This is a genomic window from Bifidobacterium pullorum subsp. gallinarum (assembly GCF_000741215.1).
Taxonomy (GTDB): Bacteria; Actinomycetota; Actinomycetes; order Actinomycetales; family Bifidobacteriaceae; genus Bifidobacterium; species Bifidobacterium pullorum_B.
In genome coordinates, this window is sequence record NZ_JGYX01000002.1 from 364,289 (window position 1) to 379,571 (window position 15,283).

The window sequence follows — 15,283 nt, forward strand, 5'->3', positions numbered from 1 at the left end:
ACGCAGATTCTCAAGCGTGTACCGCTTTTTGACAACTCTTTTGCAGTCCCCGGCGATTCCCGTGCTCCATCAGTAGCTGGCGTCCATCGGATCGTCGCCGAACAGCGCCTCGCGCTCCTCGTGCGTGGTCGTCCGCGAGTCCAGCCAGCCGTACGGCAGATGCACCTTCTTCTGGAAGCGGACCCGGCCGCGCGGCTTGTCCACCACGCGCTCCGGATAGGGCGCGTCCTGATCCAGCTGCGCCACCTCGCGCTCCACATCCGCCAGCGATTCGCATTCCATGAACGCCCGACGGGTGGCCCCGCCGACCGGGAACCCCTTGAGATACCACGCCACATGCTTGCGCAGGTCGTGCACGGCCATCCGCTCGTCACCGTCATAGAACTCGGTCAGCAGCTGCGCATGGCGTACGATGATGCGCCCGACCTCACCCAGTGTGGGATTCGTACGCTCCCCGCTGCCGGCGAACGCATGCTTGATGTCGGCGAACAGCCACGGTCGCCCCTGACAGCCGCGGCCGATGGCCACGCCGGCGCACCCGGTCTGCTCGACCATGGCCAGCGCGTCGTCGGCGCCCCAGATGTCGCCGTTGCCGAACACCGGGATGTCCAGTTCGCTCACCAGCTCGCCGATCCGGGACCAGTCGGAATGCCCGCCGTAGTATTCGGCGGTGGTCCGGGCGTGCAGGGTCACCGCCTTGCACCCCTCCTCCTGGGCGATATGGCCGGCCTCGTGGAAGGTCTCGTGGTCGTGGTCGATCCCGACGCGGATCTTGGCGGTCACCGGAATGTTCGCCTCGTCGCAGACGCGTACGACCCGCTGGATGATCTCACGGAACAGATCGGTTTTCCACGGCAGGGCGGAACCGCCGCCGCGGCGCGTGACCTTCGGCACCGGACAGCCGAAGTTGAGGTCCACATGGTCGGCCATGTCCTCGTCCACCACGATGCGCGCCGCCTGCTCCACGATGCCGGGGTTCACCCCGTACAGCTGCAGCGAGCGGATCCTCTCCCCCGGCGCGAACCGGCACAGCCGCAACGCCTTGGGATTGCGCGCCACCAGCGCACGGGCCGTGATCATCTCGGCCACGTACAGTCCGTCCGGACCGTATTCCTCGCACAGCACGCGGAACGGCCAGTTGGTCACGCCCGCCATCGGCGAGAGCACCACCGGGGTCTCGACATGCACCGGCCCCAGATCGACCGGGGCGATGCGCACGGCGGACGTCGGCTTCGCGTCGGTACGTGGATCGACCGAAACGGTTTCGTCGGCACAATCGATCACGGCTTCCTCTGACATATCCGGATTCCCATCCCCTTATTCACGGAGACGGGACCCAGACCGGACGCCTGCCGGACTGGATCCCGTCATCTCATTATCGTTCGAACGTGTTCGACTCAGTACTGCCCGCCGGCTTCGGCCACCTTCACCGGCTCGCTCTCGTCGACGCCCTGCTCCTTGGCCACGTCCTGACCACCATCCGCGGCCTTGGTGCCGACGATGGAGACCGGGCCCTGCGGGTAGCGCACGCGCTTCTCGCCGACGCGCTCGGCCACGTATTCGGCCACCTTGTCCAGGCTGACTCGCTCCTGGGCCATCGTGTCGCGCTCGCGGACCGTCACGGCGTGATCGTCGATCGTGTCGAAGTCCACCGTCACGCACAGCGGGGTGCCGATCTCGTCCTCACGGCGGTAGCGGCGGCCGATCGCGCCGGCCTCGTCGTAGTCGATCATCCAGTCGTGCTGGCGCAGGTCGGCGGCCAGATCCTGGGCGATGCCCTGCAGCTCCGGCTTCTTGGACAGCGGCAGCACCGCGGCCTTGACCGGAGCCAGGCGCGGATCCAGACGCAGCACGGTGCGCTTGTCCACGCCGCCCTTGGTGTTCGGGGCCTCGTCCACGTCGTAGGCGTCCACCAGGAAGGCCATGAGGGAGCGGGTCAGGCCGGCGGCCGGCTCGATGACGTACGGGATGAAGCGCTCGCCGGTGGCCTGGTTGAAGTAGCTCAGGTCCTCGCCGGAGTGGTTCTGGTGCGCGGTCAGGTCGAAGTCGGTGCGGTTGGCGATGCCCTCCAGCTCGCCCCACTCGGAGCCCTGGAAACCGAAGCGGTATTCGATGTCCACGGTGCGCTTGGAATAGTGGCTCAGCTTCTCCTTCGGATGCTCGTAGTGGCGCAGGTTTTCCGGCTTGATGCCCAGATCGGTGTACCAGCGGGTGCGGGTGTCGATCCAGTACTGGTGCCATTCCTCGTCGGTGCCCGGCACCACGAAGAACTCCATCTCCATCTGCTCGAACTCGCGAGTGCGGAAGATGAAGTTGCCCGGGGTGATCTCGTTGCGGAAGCTCTTGCCCATGTTCGCAATGCCGAACGGCGGCTTGGAGCGCGAGGAGGTCATGACGTTCTTGAAGTCCACGAAGATGCCCTGCGCGGTCTCCGGGCGCAGGTAGTGCAGGCTGTTCTCGTCCTCCACCGGGCCCAGATGCGTGCGCAGCATCATGTTGAAGTCGCGCGGCTCGGTCCAATCGCCCTTCGTGCCGCAGTCGGGGCACACGATGTCCTTCAGGCCGTTCTCCGGCTCATGGCCGTGCTTCTCGGCATAGGATTCCTCGAGCTTGTCCGCGCGATGGCGCTTGTGGCAGTTCAGGCATTCGATCAGCGGGTCGTTGAACACGGAGACGTGTCCGGAGGCCACCCACACGGCCGGCGGCAGGATCACCGAGGTGTCCACGCCCACCACGTCGCCGCGGGTCACGACCATCGAGCGCCACCATTCACGCTTGATGTTGTCCTTGAGCGCCACGCCGAGCGGGCCGTAGTCCCACGCGGAACGGGTGCCGCCGTAGATCTCGCCGGCGGGGAAAACGAATCCGCGACGCTTCGCGAGGGATACCACTTCATCGAGTTTGCTTGCAGCCACAATGCACCTTCTGGTTTGAACGGTTTGGGGTCTTATCAAAGACCTCAGGATACCGATAGACGCTGACAGCACGGACCGCCGGTTTGATGCCCGGATTGTCCGCTTGACGGCGTAGCGTCGGAACCGACATGCAGGGGAACCCCGCACGGGGTTGAGATGGGCCACAAGCCCGACCCTTTGAACCTGTTGGTTAAGACCATCGTAGGGAGCAGATATGAGCATCGACTCGTCCATGGCATCGGCCGTAACATCCACCTCTCAGACCGGCAATCTACCCGCCGGCCATCCGCTGCGCACGCGCATTGCGGATGCGGTCCATGCCGTGCGCAGCACCACGCCACTGGCGCAATCGTTCACGAACTTCGTCACCATCAATCTGGTGGCGAACGCGCAGCTGGCCGCCGGCGGCACCGCCGCGATGAGCTATCTGCCGGACGACGTCCTGGATATCGCGGCCATTTGTGGCGCCACCTACATCAACGTCGGCACACTGCTGCCGTTCTACAAGGACGCCCTGGCGGACATCGCCCGCGGACTGCACGACCAGGGCAAGCCGTGGGTGCTCGACCCCGTGGCGGCGGGACTGGGCGCCACGCGCACCGCCATCCTCGAATCGTTCCGCGATGTGCCGCCGACCATCGTCCGCGGCAACGCCAGCGAGATCATCGTGCTCGACCGGATGTGGGGATTGACGGACACGGACGCCGCCGCGGATGACGGGACCCGTCCGGCCGGCGTGGAATCCGTCGACGAGGTGGATTCCGCGATTCCCGCGGCCCGCCGCCTCGCCCGCCACCTCGCCGCCCATTCGCCCAATGGACAGGGTGCGGTCGCCGTATCCGGCGCCATCGATTTCATCACCGACGGCACGCACGATTACCGGCTGCCCGGCGGCAGCGCGCTGATGACCAAGATCACCGGCGCCGGCTGCTCGCTCGGCGGCGTGGTCGGCACCTATCTGGCCGTCGCCGACCCGCTGACCGCGGCGATGGCCGCTTCGCTGCACTTCAACCGCGCCGGCGAGATCGCCGAAGCCGCCGCCCACGGCCCCGGCTCGTTCCAGACCGAATTCCTGGATGCGTTGTGGAACGTGACCGCCGAACAGATCGCCGACTCCACGATTCTGCAGTGAAACAGACGGCACAACGACATAGGCCGTTCGATGCAACGGTCCAATCACCACGGAAAGGATCGACGATGAACCGTTCCCCCTACCCCACAATGCGCGACCGCTTCGACCTGCGCGCCTACTTCGTCGTAGGCCCCGATGACACCAAGGGACGTCCGGTGGCCGATGTCGTCGCCACGGCTCTGCGTGGCGGCGCGACCTTCATCCAGCTGCGCGCCAAGCACGCCGACACCCGCGATCTGACCGCGATGGCCGAGGCGATCGCCGCCGTCATCGCGCAGGCCGGCAAGGCGGACACCGTGGCGTTCGTCATCGACGACCGCGTCGATGCGGCCTGGCAGTGCCGTGAACTCGGCATCAAGGTCGACGGCGTGCACATCGGCCAGGACGATATGGCTCCCGAACAGGCCCGCGCCCTGCTCGGCCCCGACGCCGTCATCGGCCTGTCCGCCGAAACCCTGCCGCACATCAAAGCCGCCAACGCGCTGTCCGACGGCACCATCGACTATATCGGCGCGGGACCACTGCACTACACCGCCACCAAGCCGGATGCGGCCGCGGTCGAAGCGGACGGCACCAAGCACGCGCTCGGCATCGCGGGGGCGCAACTGTTGTGCGAGGCGAGCCGGTATCCGGTAGTGGTCGGCGGCGGCGTGCACGCGGACGACGTGCCGGCGTTGGCCCGGACCGCGGCCGCCGGATGGTTCGTGGTCTCGGCGATCGCCGCCGCGGACGATCCGGAACGCGCCACCCGCGAACTGCTCCAGGCATGGACCGCCGTGCGCGGGGACGCCCGGCACGGCGTTGCGACGTCGGCGGCCTCCCATCCGCAATCGGATGTGGCCGCTCCCCTGCAATGCGGTGCCGCCATGTTCGACGTCAAGCAACCGCACGGCCTGCCGCCGGTGCTGACGGTCGCCGGATCGGATTCGTCGGGCGGTGCAGGCATTCAGGCCGATCTGAAGACGATGCTGGCCAATGGCGTGTTCGGCATGTCCGCCATCACGTCGCTGACGGCGCAGAACACCACCGGCGTGCGCGCCGTGCAGAACGCCGACCCGGCGATCCTGGCCGACCAGATCGATGCGGTGTTCGAGGACATCCCGCCGATGGCGGTCAAGATCGGCATGGTCTCCAGCGCGGCGCTTATCGAGACGATCGCCGACCGGCTGACCGCGCATCAGGCGCAGAACATCGTGCTCGACCCGGTGATGGTGGCCACCTCCGGCGCCAAGCTCATCGATGATGACGCCGTCGCCGCGCTCACCACACGGCTGTTCCCGCTGGCCACGGTCATCACACCGAACATGCCCGAGACCGAAGCGCTGCTGGAGCAGGCTCTGCAGGAGCGTTCGTCGGCGAATGATGACCCTGCCGCTCGACTGCTCAGCGAAGGGATTCGTGCCGAGGCGGATATGGAGACGGCCGGCCGCACACTGGCAGAACACTTCGGATGTGCGGTACTCGTCAAGGGCGGGCACGGCGTCAAGGACGCGAACGACGTGCTGGTCGAACCCGATGGTGCCGTGACATGGTTCACCAGCCCGCGCATCGACAATCCGAATACGCACGGTACCGGCTGCACGCTGTCCTCGGCGATCGCCTCCCATCTGGCGCTCGGCGAGACGCTGCCGCAGGCGGTACGCAGCGCCAAGGATTATCTGACCGGCGCGTTGGCCGAACAGCTCGACCTGGGGCACGGCGCCGGTCCAATGGACCACGCCTGGCGTTGGCGCTGAAGCCGGCACATCAGAAGAAGGAGTTTGACATGAACGAATCCAAGCAGATCAACCGCAACGCCGTCCGGCAGGAGGTGCCGACCGACCCCGAAACCGGCAAGCCGTATATCAACACGGTGGCGGCCGTGGCCATCGCCCCCAGCGGCGTGGGCGCGGAGCTCAGCGAATACGTCTCGCAGGCGGTGGCGGTGATCCGCGATTCCGGACTGCCGAACGAGACGAACGCGATGTTCACCAACATCGAAGGCGACCTGGACGACGTGCTGCGCGTGGTGCGCGACGCCACGATGAAGCTCGCCGAGCAGGGCTACCGCACCGGCGTGACCTTGAAGCTCGACATCCGGCCGGGCTTCAGCGGCCAGCTGACCGAGAAATCGAAACTGGTGGACGAGCTCCTGGCCGAGTAGCCGCCGGCATCCGCCGGGCATGCACGCTGACATCACAACGAAGCGGTCCGCAACGCCACCCACAGCGAGTGGGAGCGTTGCGGACCGCTTGCTATGTGCTATGTGATGAGGATTCGCGAAGAACGGTCAGGCCAGGCGGTCACTCCAAGCCGTTGGACTTCAGGTGGTGCAGGGTCACACCCGTGGCCTTGAGCGAGCCGGACTCGCTGATCAGCTTGACCGCACGCGGGCCTTCGGTCGGGAAGTCGTAGGAGCTCAGCACCTGATGGCCGTCGTTGACATAGACCTCCACCGAACCGCGGTCCACGAACACCCGCAACGTGAGCGTGTCAGCCGCCAGTTCCGCAGCGTCCAGCGGGGCGGCGCGGTAGCCGCCGTCGGTGCCGTGTCCGGCCTGGCGGTCGAGCACCACGCGGCCGAGCTGCGCGTCATACGCCACGTAGACGTATCCGCCATCCTCGGTGGCGTGCACCTTGAGCCCGCAGCGTTCCGCGGTGGTGGCCTTCAGGTCGATCGCCATCTCGATCTCCACGGCCTCGGCGTCGTCGCTGAGCACGCGTTCCTCACCGGCGGACAGATCGATCGCACCGTGGTCGTACGTGTCCTCGCGCAGGCCCGCCAGTTCGGGCACCGGCACGGTGTGCACGTCGCCGTCCTCGCCGAGGAACACCTCGCGCGGCAGGGTCAGCTGGCCGCACCAGCCGTCGTCGGCCATCGCGTACTTGTAGTCGAACGGGCTCATCCAGCCGTACATGATGCGCCGGCCGTCCTCGGTGTCGAAGGACTGCGGAGCGTAGTAGTTGTGGCCCCAGTCCCACAGGCGGAATTCGGTTTCGGGCTGGAACCGGCCGCCCGGCTCCCAGGAGCCGATCATGTAGCCGGCGTTGTTCTGGTTGCGGTTCATGAACCCGTTCGGCTTGGAACCCATGGCGGAGAAGCAGATGATCCACTTCTCGTTGCCGTCCTTGTCCTTGAGCGGGAAGAAGTCGGGACATTCGAGCATGAACACGTTCGGATCGGGATGTTCGAACAGCACGGTCTTGAACGTCCACTCGACCATGTCCTCGGAGGTGTACAGCCACATCTGGCCGCGCTGGTCGGCGGAGGAGACGCCGTGGATCATGTACCAGGTATCGCCGGTCTTCCAGACCTTCGGGTCGCGGAAGTGCCAGTGGACCTTCTCGCGCGGGCAGTCGACAACCATGCCGAGCTTGGTGACATGCGTGATCTCGTCATCGTCCGGCACGGCCATCAGCTGCACCTGCCATTCGCCGCCGGTGTTGTCCACGCCGTTGGCCCAGCGGTGGCCGGTGTAGTAGAAGCGGAGCTTGCCGTCGTCGCCGATGACGGCCGAGCCGGAGAACACGCCGTTCTTCTCCTGTTCGAGGCTCGGCGCCATCGTGATCGGTTCGCGGCGCCACGTGACCATGTCCTCGCTGGAGACATGTCCCCAGTGCATCGGGCCCCATGCGGTGCCGTACGGGTGCAGTTGGTAGAAGACGTGCCAGCGGCCCTTGTAGTAGCACAGGCCGTTCGGGTCGTTAATCCAGCCGCCGTTGGAGGCGATGTGGAATTTGGGGTACCAGCGGTCGTTGCGCGACGCCGCCAGTTTGGCCACGCCGAGTTCGGCCTTGGCCAGTTCGGCGTCGTGGTCTGCGATCGGGGTGAGGGTAGGAGTGAAGTCACTCATCGTTGCGTGCCTTTCTGATTACTTGGTGATGTTCGATGGTTGCGCTACGGAAGAGCGGGAGGAGGCGGGGCGGCCGGACCGTCGGCTCGGCCGCCCCGCCGCATCGTCAGGCCTTGGCGGCTTCCATGGCCTTGAGCTGCTTGTCGGTGTAGAACGGATCGCCGCCGACTTCCTGGTCGTCCTTCTTGATGACGAAGAAGCCGTAGATCAGTGCGACGAGCACGATTGCGGAGATCGTGAAGAAGGTCGGGCGGTCGCCCATCGCGTCATGCAGGGCGCCCAGCGGCACGGACAGCACCACCTGGCCGACCTGGGAGGCGATCTGGAAGCCCACCATGTACAGCGTGGCGGAGAGCTTGGTGTCGAAGTGCAGCGTGAAGTAGCGGAATGCCGGCAGGCAGAACAGCGGCACCTCGATGGAGTGGAACAGCTTGACGATCGACACGGAGATCGGGTCGTGGAACGCGCCGCACAGGCCGATGCGGGCGCACATCACGAACGCGCCGAGCAGCAGGGAGTTGCGCACGCCGATCTTGCGCATGATGATCGGGACCACGCCCATCATGGCGGACTCGAGGAAGACCTGGAAGCCGTTGAGCGTGCCGTAGGTGGCGTCGCCGATCTCGGTGGTCGGGAACAGGCTGGAGTAGTAGGTCGGGAACATCTGCTGGTCGAACACGGTGTAGAACGTGTTCGTGAAGATCATGAAGACGATGAGCACCCACAGGGTCGGCATGCCGAGGACGGAGACCATCTCCTTGAGCGTCGGGTTGGTGCGCTCGGTGGAGTCGGCTTCCTTCTTGAGTTCGGCCTTCTGCTCGGCGGGTACCCAGAACAGGTAGACGAGCAGCATGCCCAGGCCGCAGGCGGAACCGATCCAGAAGTTGATCAGCGGGTTGATGTTGAAGGTGTGGCCGGCGATGAGGGCCACGATGGCGTAGCCGAAGGAGCCCCAGGCGCGGGACTGGCCGTATTCGAAGCCGAACTTGCGGCTGTAGCGTTCGGTGAGCGCCTCGACCAGCGAGCAGCCGGACATGAAGCCCGCGGACAGCACGATGGAGCCGAGCAGCACACCTAGGAAGCGGGTGGTGCCGCCGGCGGTGAGCATCGGGGCGTAGATGAACTGGGCGAACGGGCCGACCAGCGCGGCGATGACCGAAACCGCGATGACGAGCTTGCGCTTGATGCCCAGCTGGTCCTGGATCACGCCGTAGACGAACATGATGATCAGCGTGGCCAGCGAGTTGATGGAGTAGATCTGCCCCTGTTCGGCGGCCGTCATGCCCAAACCCTTATCCGGGTCCAGCAGCCACCTGGAGAAGAACGACCACCAGATGCCCCACGAGCAGAAGAACATGAAGATGCCGAAGGAGCTCTGCAGATACGACGGGTTGCGCCATGCAGACCTTGATGCACTTGCCATGTGTGTCTCTTTTCTCTTTCGACGGACGCTGCCGTGCGACCGCCGCTGCCATTGCCTTGATATTCGATTGTGCCGCGGACGCGGCGGATCTCTGTCCGGCTGCCGTGCCGTCCGGGGACCGTGATGCCATCATAAAACGTCAATCGTTTTACGTCAAACGATTTACATTTGCCGTGCACCATACGAACATTAAACGATTGAAATAGCGCCGTTATTGGATTCCATGCCTACTGCACACCGGCGTGTCGCATCCAATATGTCGACCACACTACACGCAACCGCCGCACACAGTACGCTCAGCGGACCACGGACTCCTTCTCGATCAGCGTGCAATGGATCCTCGCAGGAATCGGCGAATCCAGCGGCGGAATCGGGGCTCGCGTCGCAGGCATCGGCACATCGTCCAGCGACCGCCCCTCGATCATCGAGATCAGCTTGCACGCCGCCCAATACCCCATCTCGTAATGCGGCAGTTCCACCGTGGTCAGCTGCGGGGAGAACGTCTCGGCGATGACGCGGTGGTTGTCCACGCCCACCACCGAAATATCCCTGCCCACGGTCAGCCCTTTGCGGGCCGCGCACTCGTACACCGGCCACGAACGCGCATCGTTGAAGCAGAAGAAGCCATCCGGATTCTCCCGGTCGAAGAGCTCCCGGACCTCATCCAACGCAGGCCGGTTGTTCAGCACATCGACGACCAGCCGCTCATCGTAGCCGATGCCGGCCTCCTCCAGGGCCCGACGGTACCCCTCCTTACGCAGGTCCTGCGCGATCATCGGCTCGCTGCACCCGATGTAGGCGATGCGCCGGCAGCCGGCCTAGATCAGCCGATTGGTGGCGTCCTTGGCGATCATGATCTCGTCCGGTTCCACGCTGGGAATCCGCCCCTCCGCGTCCGTGGCGTCCACCAGCACCACCGGGGAATCCTTCAACGCATCCGGCACATGCGTGATGCGGTTCGACATCTTGGCGTACATGAAACCGTCCACGCCGTAGCGCTTCAGCGCGGCGATCTCCGTACCCTCGTCGGACTCGCCGTCGGTGCTGACGGTGAGCATGATGTATCCCAATCGGCTGGCCGCGTCCTGCGCCCCGAGGATGATGCCGCCGGCGTACGGGGTTGTGGCGACCTCCTCGCTGATGAAGCCTAGGATATGGGTCCTGCTGGTACGCAGACTGCTGGCCAGCGGATTGGGCCGATACCCCAGCTCCTCCGCGGTTTTCCGCACCCGTTCGGCGATTTCGGCTTTCACACGGCCTGCGTCGCGATGGTTCAGCACCAACGACACCGTGGATACCGAGACTCCCGCCTTCTGCGCCACCTGCTTCATCGTCGTCATGCATCAAACGATACACGCCCATGCCCCTCGGCGCAGCAGAAACGCACGAAAGACCGCCTCGCCGACCTGCGCAGACCCCTCCGACGGACAGCGGCTTGAAACCTTATTTCTTCACGCCGCCGAACCGGCGATCGCGGTGGATGTAGTGGTCGATCGAACGCCACAGCACCTCGCGGCCGCAGTCGGGAAACAGTTCGGGCACGAAGTCGAGTTCGGCGTAGGCGGCCTCCCACGGCAGGAAGTTCGAGGTGCGCTGCTCGCCCGAGGTGCGGATCACCAGATCGCAGTCGGGGATGTCGGGGTTGTACAGATGCTCGGCCACCATCTTCTCGGTCACGCGGTCGCCGCTGATGCGGCCGTCACGCACCTCGCGCGCGATGGCGGCGCAGGCGTCGGCGATCTCCGCGCGCCCGCCGTAGTTGATGCAGAATACCACGTCGATGACCTTGTTGCGCTTGGTGCGCTCCATCGCCACCTCAAGTTCGTCGATCACCGATTTCCACAGCTTCGGACGGCGTCCCGACCAGCGCACGCGCACGCCCCATTCGTCCATCTGGGCCACGCGGCGGTGGATGATGTCACGCGAGAAGCCCATCAGGAACCGCACCTCCTGCGGGCTGCGCTTCCAGTTTTCGGTGGAGAACGTGTACAGGCTCAGGTAGCGCACGCCGGCCTCGATGGCGCCTGCGATGGTGTCGAACACCACCGGCTCGGCGGCCTGGTGGCCTTCGGTGCGGATCAGCCCGCGCTGCTGCGCCCAACGCCCGTTGCCGTCCATGATCACGCCGACGTGACGCGGCACCTTGCTCTTCGGAAAATCGGGGATGCGCGAGGGGTCGGAAAACGGCGCGGCAGGCACACTCAGCGACTGGTAATCAACGTTCTCAAAAGCCATACTACGCATCTTACCGTTTGCAGTCGTCTCCCGGACGCGCATCGAACACAGCAGCACTAGACGCGCATCGAACGCAGAGGACGCTCCAGATAGTACTCCGCCCAATCCCCCACCAGTCGGGTCACCCGGGCCTCGGGCGGGCGGTCGCCAAGCATCGTCCAGTCCCCCGCCAGCAGCGCGCACAGCTGCACCCGTTCCGCATCGGCCAGCGGACGCGCCTCGGGGGTGCGGTCGGCGGAGCACATCACGCCACCGGCCGGAATCGACAGATGCTGCAGCCGTTCACGGGTGCCGCAGACCACGCAGGATTGCAGTCGCGGCGTCCAGCCGGCCAACGCCAGGGCGCGCAATACGTACGAGTCGCTGATCGACTGCGCCGGATGGACCTGCTTGGACAGGGCGTGCAGGGCGCCGATCAGCAGCCGGTATTGCTCCGGCGCGGCCTCGCGCTCGGTGTCGATCAGCTTGTCCAGCGTCTCCGCCATGATCCCGGCCGCCATATACGCGTCATAATCCAGGCAGATCGACGACGCGTAGGCCGATATGGTCTCGGCCTGGGAGATGACGTCCAACGACCGGCCCTCGGCGATGAGCACATTCACGCGCATGAACGGTTCCAGACGCCCGCCGAACCGCGATTTGGTCCGTCGGACGCCTTTGGCCACGGCGCGCACCTTGCCGTGCATGCGGGTGAACAGTGTGATGATGCGGTCGGCCTCCCCCAGTTTGGCGGTGCGCAGGACCACGCCCTCATCCGTGTACAACGCCATCGCGCACCTCCATCCGGGTCTCAGTATACGAGCGGTTCGGCATACGAGAACAGGCCCCAGAACGCGAACACCAGTAGGACGGCGAACATGGCGGTTCCGGCCAGCCAGAACATCACGCGCCCCAATCGACGCGAGGCCAGCACCGGCTGCTCGCCGGTCACGATCTCCCGCACCGCCCCCTTGCGCGGCGGCACCCGCAGGATGCCGCGGGCCGAGGCCACCTCGATCAGCCGGGCGAGCACGCCCGACCATTCCCACACCACCAGCGCGCACACCACCTGCGCCACCGGCCAGCTCCAGTACATGATGCCCGGGTCATGCGCCGGCGTGCCGCCCCATGCCAGGTTCACCACCGACATGATGATGCGTCCCATGGCCGCCACGAACAACAGCAGGGTGAGCCCCGTGGCCATGACCAGCAACGCCAGCGACCTGCCGAAACCGTGGCTGAAGCCGAACACCGGCTCCTTGCGCCGCAGCCCCTGCCGTATCCGGCGCGTCGCACCCACCAGAGCGACCGCCGCCGAGGCGATCAGCAGCACCAGCGTCAGGATATGCAACACCACGCCGTAGATCGTGGCCACGCGTTGCGCCCGCAATGTCGGCACCGCGCTCGACTGCCGGATCGGCGCCCCCGCCACCTGTTCGCAGATCGGATCGAGCCCGGCCAGCGTGCCGCCGATCCAGTCGATCAGATCGTTCACGTAGTTGCCCGCATACGGGGTGCCGAGCGCCGTCAGGTCGCCGGGCCGGAGCACATGGTTGCCGCCGCGGTAGCTGCGTATCACCACGTCAGGGTTTCCCGCCCGCTCGCACATGTCCAGGATGGTGTGCAGACCGTCGACCTGCGCGGTCATCACATCCCGTGAACCGTACGCCACGAATGTGGGGATGGCGTACGCCTCCGGTGTGAGCGTCCGGATGTCCAGGTTCGTCAGTCCGAACAGCGCCGCGTCGATGTTGAACACGCGGCGGACGAAGGACTGGTAGCCGCCGTGGGCGCCGGCGAGCGTGAAATCCTGCGCGACGAAGAACGCCAGCGATTCCCGGGGCGTGAACACCATCGGGCTGAGCAGGATCTGGAAGGCCACGTCGGGGTCGTCCTGCAGCAGATAGCTGGAGATCCACGTGCCCTCGGAGGTGGCGTAGATGCCGACCTTGCCGTCGTCCACCGCGTCCAAGCCGCGGATGTAGTCGATGACCGCGTCATAGGCGTCCGCGGAGGCCGGATAGTCGCGGTTGATGTCGATGGTGGACCAGGCGGGCTTGTCCACCACGGCGGTCACGATGCCCGCCGTGCCCATCGCCTTCGCCACGTCGCTGAACGAGTTGTCGCAGGTGCCGTATCCCGCCCCGTGCAGGAACACGACGCCGGGCAGACCGTTTCCGGCATCGACCGGCTCGCGGACGTGCACGTTCAGCTTCTGGACCTCGCCGGTGGATGCGCGGGTGACGTCGATGGTCACGTAGCGGTCGCGGACCTCGTAGGTGCCGAGCGCGGGCAGCGGGACGTCGTCGGGGTTGGCGAAGGCGACGGCGGTGTTGGGGGTCGCTGGCGTGATGGTGCGTCCGGTGGCGTCGTCATGCCATTGGACGTCGGTCAACGTGGAGACGGTGACCAGGATGCCGAACAGCACGATGAATATCGGCAGCGTGGTCAGCAGACGCCGGCGACGGCTCCAGCCGCCCGGCCGCCGTGTGGACTTCCGATGATGCATCACGTCGGTTCATTGTAGTCACGCGACGGCCGGTGCATGAGCTCACGCGTGACGCGCGGTATGGGTGACCGGCACGACGACCGGCCCGGTGGAGCCGGCCGGCACCTGGCCCTCGGCCTCCATCTGTGCGGCGATCTCGTTGGCCTTCTCCAGCAGCGTGTCCACGATCCTGTCCTCGGGCACCGTTTCGATGACCTTGCCCTTGATGAAGATCTGCCCCTTGCCGTTGCCGGAGGCCACGCCCAGATCGGCCTCGCGCGCCTCGCCCGGACCGTTGACGATGCAGCCCATCACGGCCACGCGGATCGGCGCGGTCACATCCTTGAGCCCTTCGGTGACGGCGTTGGCCAGCTGGATCACATCCACCTGCGCGCGGCCGCAGCTCGGGCATGAGATGATGTCGAACCTGCGCGGGCGCAGTCCCAGGTATTCGAGGATCTTGCATCCCACCTTGACCTCCTCGACCGGCGGCGCCGACAGGGAGACGCGGATCGTGTCGCCGATGCCTTCGGCCAGCAGCGCGCCGAACGCCAGACAGGACTTGATCGTGCCCTGCCAGGCGGGTCCCGCTTCGGTGACGCCCAGATGCAGCGGCCAATCGCCCTTGGAGGCGAGCAGTCGGTAGGTCTGCACCATGGTGATCGGATCATGGTGTTTGACGGAGATCTTGAAGTCATGGAAGCCCACGTCCTCGAACATGCGGGCCTCCTTCAGCGCGGAGGCGACCAATGCCTCCGGGGTCGGCCCGCCGTACCTGGCGTACAGCTCCTTGTCCAGCGACCCGGCGTTCACGCCGATGCGCAGCGAGATGCCCGCGTCGGTGGCGGCCTTGCAGATGGCCGGTCCCACCTCGTCGAACTTGCGGATGTTGCCCGGGTTCACGCGCACCGCCGCGCATCCCGCGTCGATGGCCTGGAACACGTACCTGCTCTGGAAATGGATGTCGGCGATCACCGGGATCGGCGACTTCCTGACGATTTCGGGCAATGCGTCGGCATCATCCTGGCTGGGCACCGCCACGCGGACGATATCGCATCCGGCGGCGGTCAGCTCGGCGATCTGCTGGAGCGTGGCCGACACGTCCACGGTCGGAGTGTTGGTCATCGACTGCACGGAGATCGGCGCCCCGCCGCCGACCGGCACCGGCCCCACCATGATCCGGCGGGACTGGCGGCGCGGATGGAGCGGACTCTCGCTGATCGCGGCCTCGCCTGTTTTGCGGAACGGCTTGTCGTTGGTCATATCACCGGTCATGGT

General features: G+C 65.9%; 11 protein-coding genes, 2 pseudogenes and 1 riboswitch. Of the genes and pseudogenes, 4 read left to right on the forward strand and 9 right to left on the reverse strand.

The genetic code is table 11. The annotated features are described in order from the left end of the window. Positions 1–69: 69 nt before the first annotated feature. Together dusB and BIGA_RS03735 are read right to left on the reverse strand one after the other, a co-directional pair. The gene (dusB, locus tag BIGA_RS03730) at positions 70–1,299 is read right to left on the reverse strand and encodes a tRNA dihydrouridine synthase DusB (RefSeq protein ID WP_081929410.1); all 1,230 of its coding nucleotides are present in this window, start codon (positions 1,297–1,299) and stop codon (positions 70–72) included. 98 nt (positions 1,300–1,397) lie between these two features. Then, complete coding sequence (locus tag BIGA_RS03735) at positions 1,398–2,915, reverse strand: glycine--tRNA ligase (RefSeq protein WP_033507833.1); 1,518 nt, start codon at positions 2,913–2,915, stop codon at positions 1,398–1,400. Positions 2,916–3,037: 122 nt separating this feature from the next. Beyond that, positions 3,038–3,140: riboswitch (TPP riboswitch) on the forward strand. Here BIGA_RS03735 and BIGA_RS03740 point away from each other — a divergent pair. The 4 genes and pseudogenes from BIGA_RS03740 to BIGA_RS03750 all read left to right on the forward strand — a co-directional run bounded on the left by BIGA_RS03740 (position 3,130) and on the right by BIGA_RS03750 (position 6,190). Continuing rightward, positions 3,130–4,047, forward strand: coding sequence for a hydroxyethylthiazole kinase (locus BIGA_RS03740; RefSeq protein WP_033507832.1), 918 nt, complete (start codon positions 3,130–3,132; stop codon positions 4,045–4,047). It overlaps the preceding riboswitch by 11 nt. Before the next feature lie 89 nt (positions 4,048–4,136). Further along, positions 4,137–4,754: pseudogene (locus BIGA_RS10040) on the forward strand (thiamine phosphate synthase); the annotation flags it as partial. Between the two features lie 159 nt (positions 4,755–4,913). Next, positions 4,914–5,783 carry a bifunctional hydroxymethylpyrimidine kinase/phosphomethylpyrimidine kinase gene (gene thiD / locus BIGA_RS10045; protein WP_033507842.1) on the forward strand — a complete coding sequence of 290 codons (870 nt, stop codon included), beginning with the start codon at positions 4,914–4,916 and terminating at the stop codon, positions 5,781–5,783. Positions 5,784–5,812: 29 nt separating this feature from the next. After that, entirely contained in the window at positions 5,813–6,190 is a 378-nt protein-coding gene (locus BIGA_RS03750) for a thiamine-binding protein (protein ID WP_033507831.1), read from the forward strand. A 139-nt stretch (positions 6,191–6,329) separates the two neighbouring features. Here the strand turns inward: BIGA_RS03750 and BIGA_RS03755 are convergent, their stop codons facing one another. The 7 genes and pseudogenes from BIGA_RS03755 to ispG form a co-directional block, all read right to left on the reverse strand. Further along, complete coding sequence (locus tag BIGA_RS03755) at positions 6,330–7,880, reverse strand: glycoside hydrolase family 32 protein (RefSeq protein WP_033507830.1); 1,551 nt, start codon at positions 7,878–7,880, stop codon at positions 6,330–6,332. Positions 7,881–7,986: 106 nt separating this feature from the next. Then, complete coding sequence (locus tag BIGA_RS03760) at positions 7,987–9,303, reverse strand: MFS transporter (RefSeq protein ID WP_033507939.1); 1,317 nt, start codon at positions 9,301–9,303, stop codon at positions 7,987–7,989. Positions 9,304–9,599: 296 nt separating this feature from the next. Then, a pseudogene (locus BIGA_RS03765) lies at positions 9,600–10,643 on the reverse strand (LacI family DNA-binding transcriptional regulator). A gap of 103 nt (positions 10,644–10,746) precedes the next feature. After that, the gene (locus BIGA_RS03770) at positions 10,747–11,538 is read right to left on the reverse strand and encodes an isoprenyl transferase (protein WP_033507940.1); all 792 of its coding nucleotides are present in this window, start codon (positions 11,536–11,538) and stop codon (positions 10,747–10,749) included. A 56-nt stretch (positions 11,539–11,594) separates the two neighbouring features. Beyond that, the gene (gene recO, locus BIGA_RS03775) at positions 11,595–12,308 is read right to left on the reverse strand and encodes a DNA repair protein RecO (RefSeq protein ID WP_033507941.1); all 714 of its coding nucleotides are present in this window, start codon (positions 12,306–12,308) and stop codon (positions 11,595–11,597) included. Between the two features lie 20 nt (positions 12,309–12,328). Continuing rightward, positions 12,329–14,026 carry an alpha/beta hydrolase family protein gene (locus BIGA_RS03780; protein ID WP_051917062.1) on the reverse strand — a complete coding sequence of 566 codons (1,698 nt, stop codon included), beginning with the start codon at positions 14,024–14,026 and terminating at the stop codon, positions 12,329–12,331. Between the two features lie 42 nt (positions 14,027–14,068). Then, positions 14,069–15,280 carry a flavodoxin-dependent (E)-4-hydroxy-3-methylbut-2-enyl-diphosphate synthase gene (gene ispG / locus BIGA_RS03785; protein ID WP_152596041.1) on the reverse strand — a complete coding sequence of 404 codons (1,212 nt, stop codon included), beginning with the start codon at positions 15,278–15,280 and terminating at the stop codon, positions 14,069–14,071. Positions 15,281–15,283 lie beyond the last annotated feature (3 nt).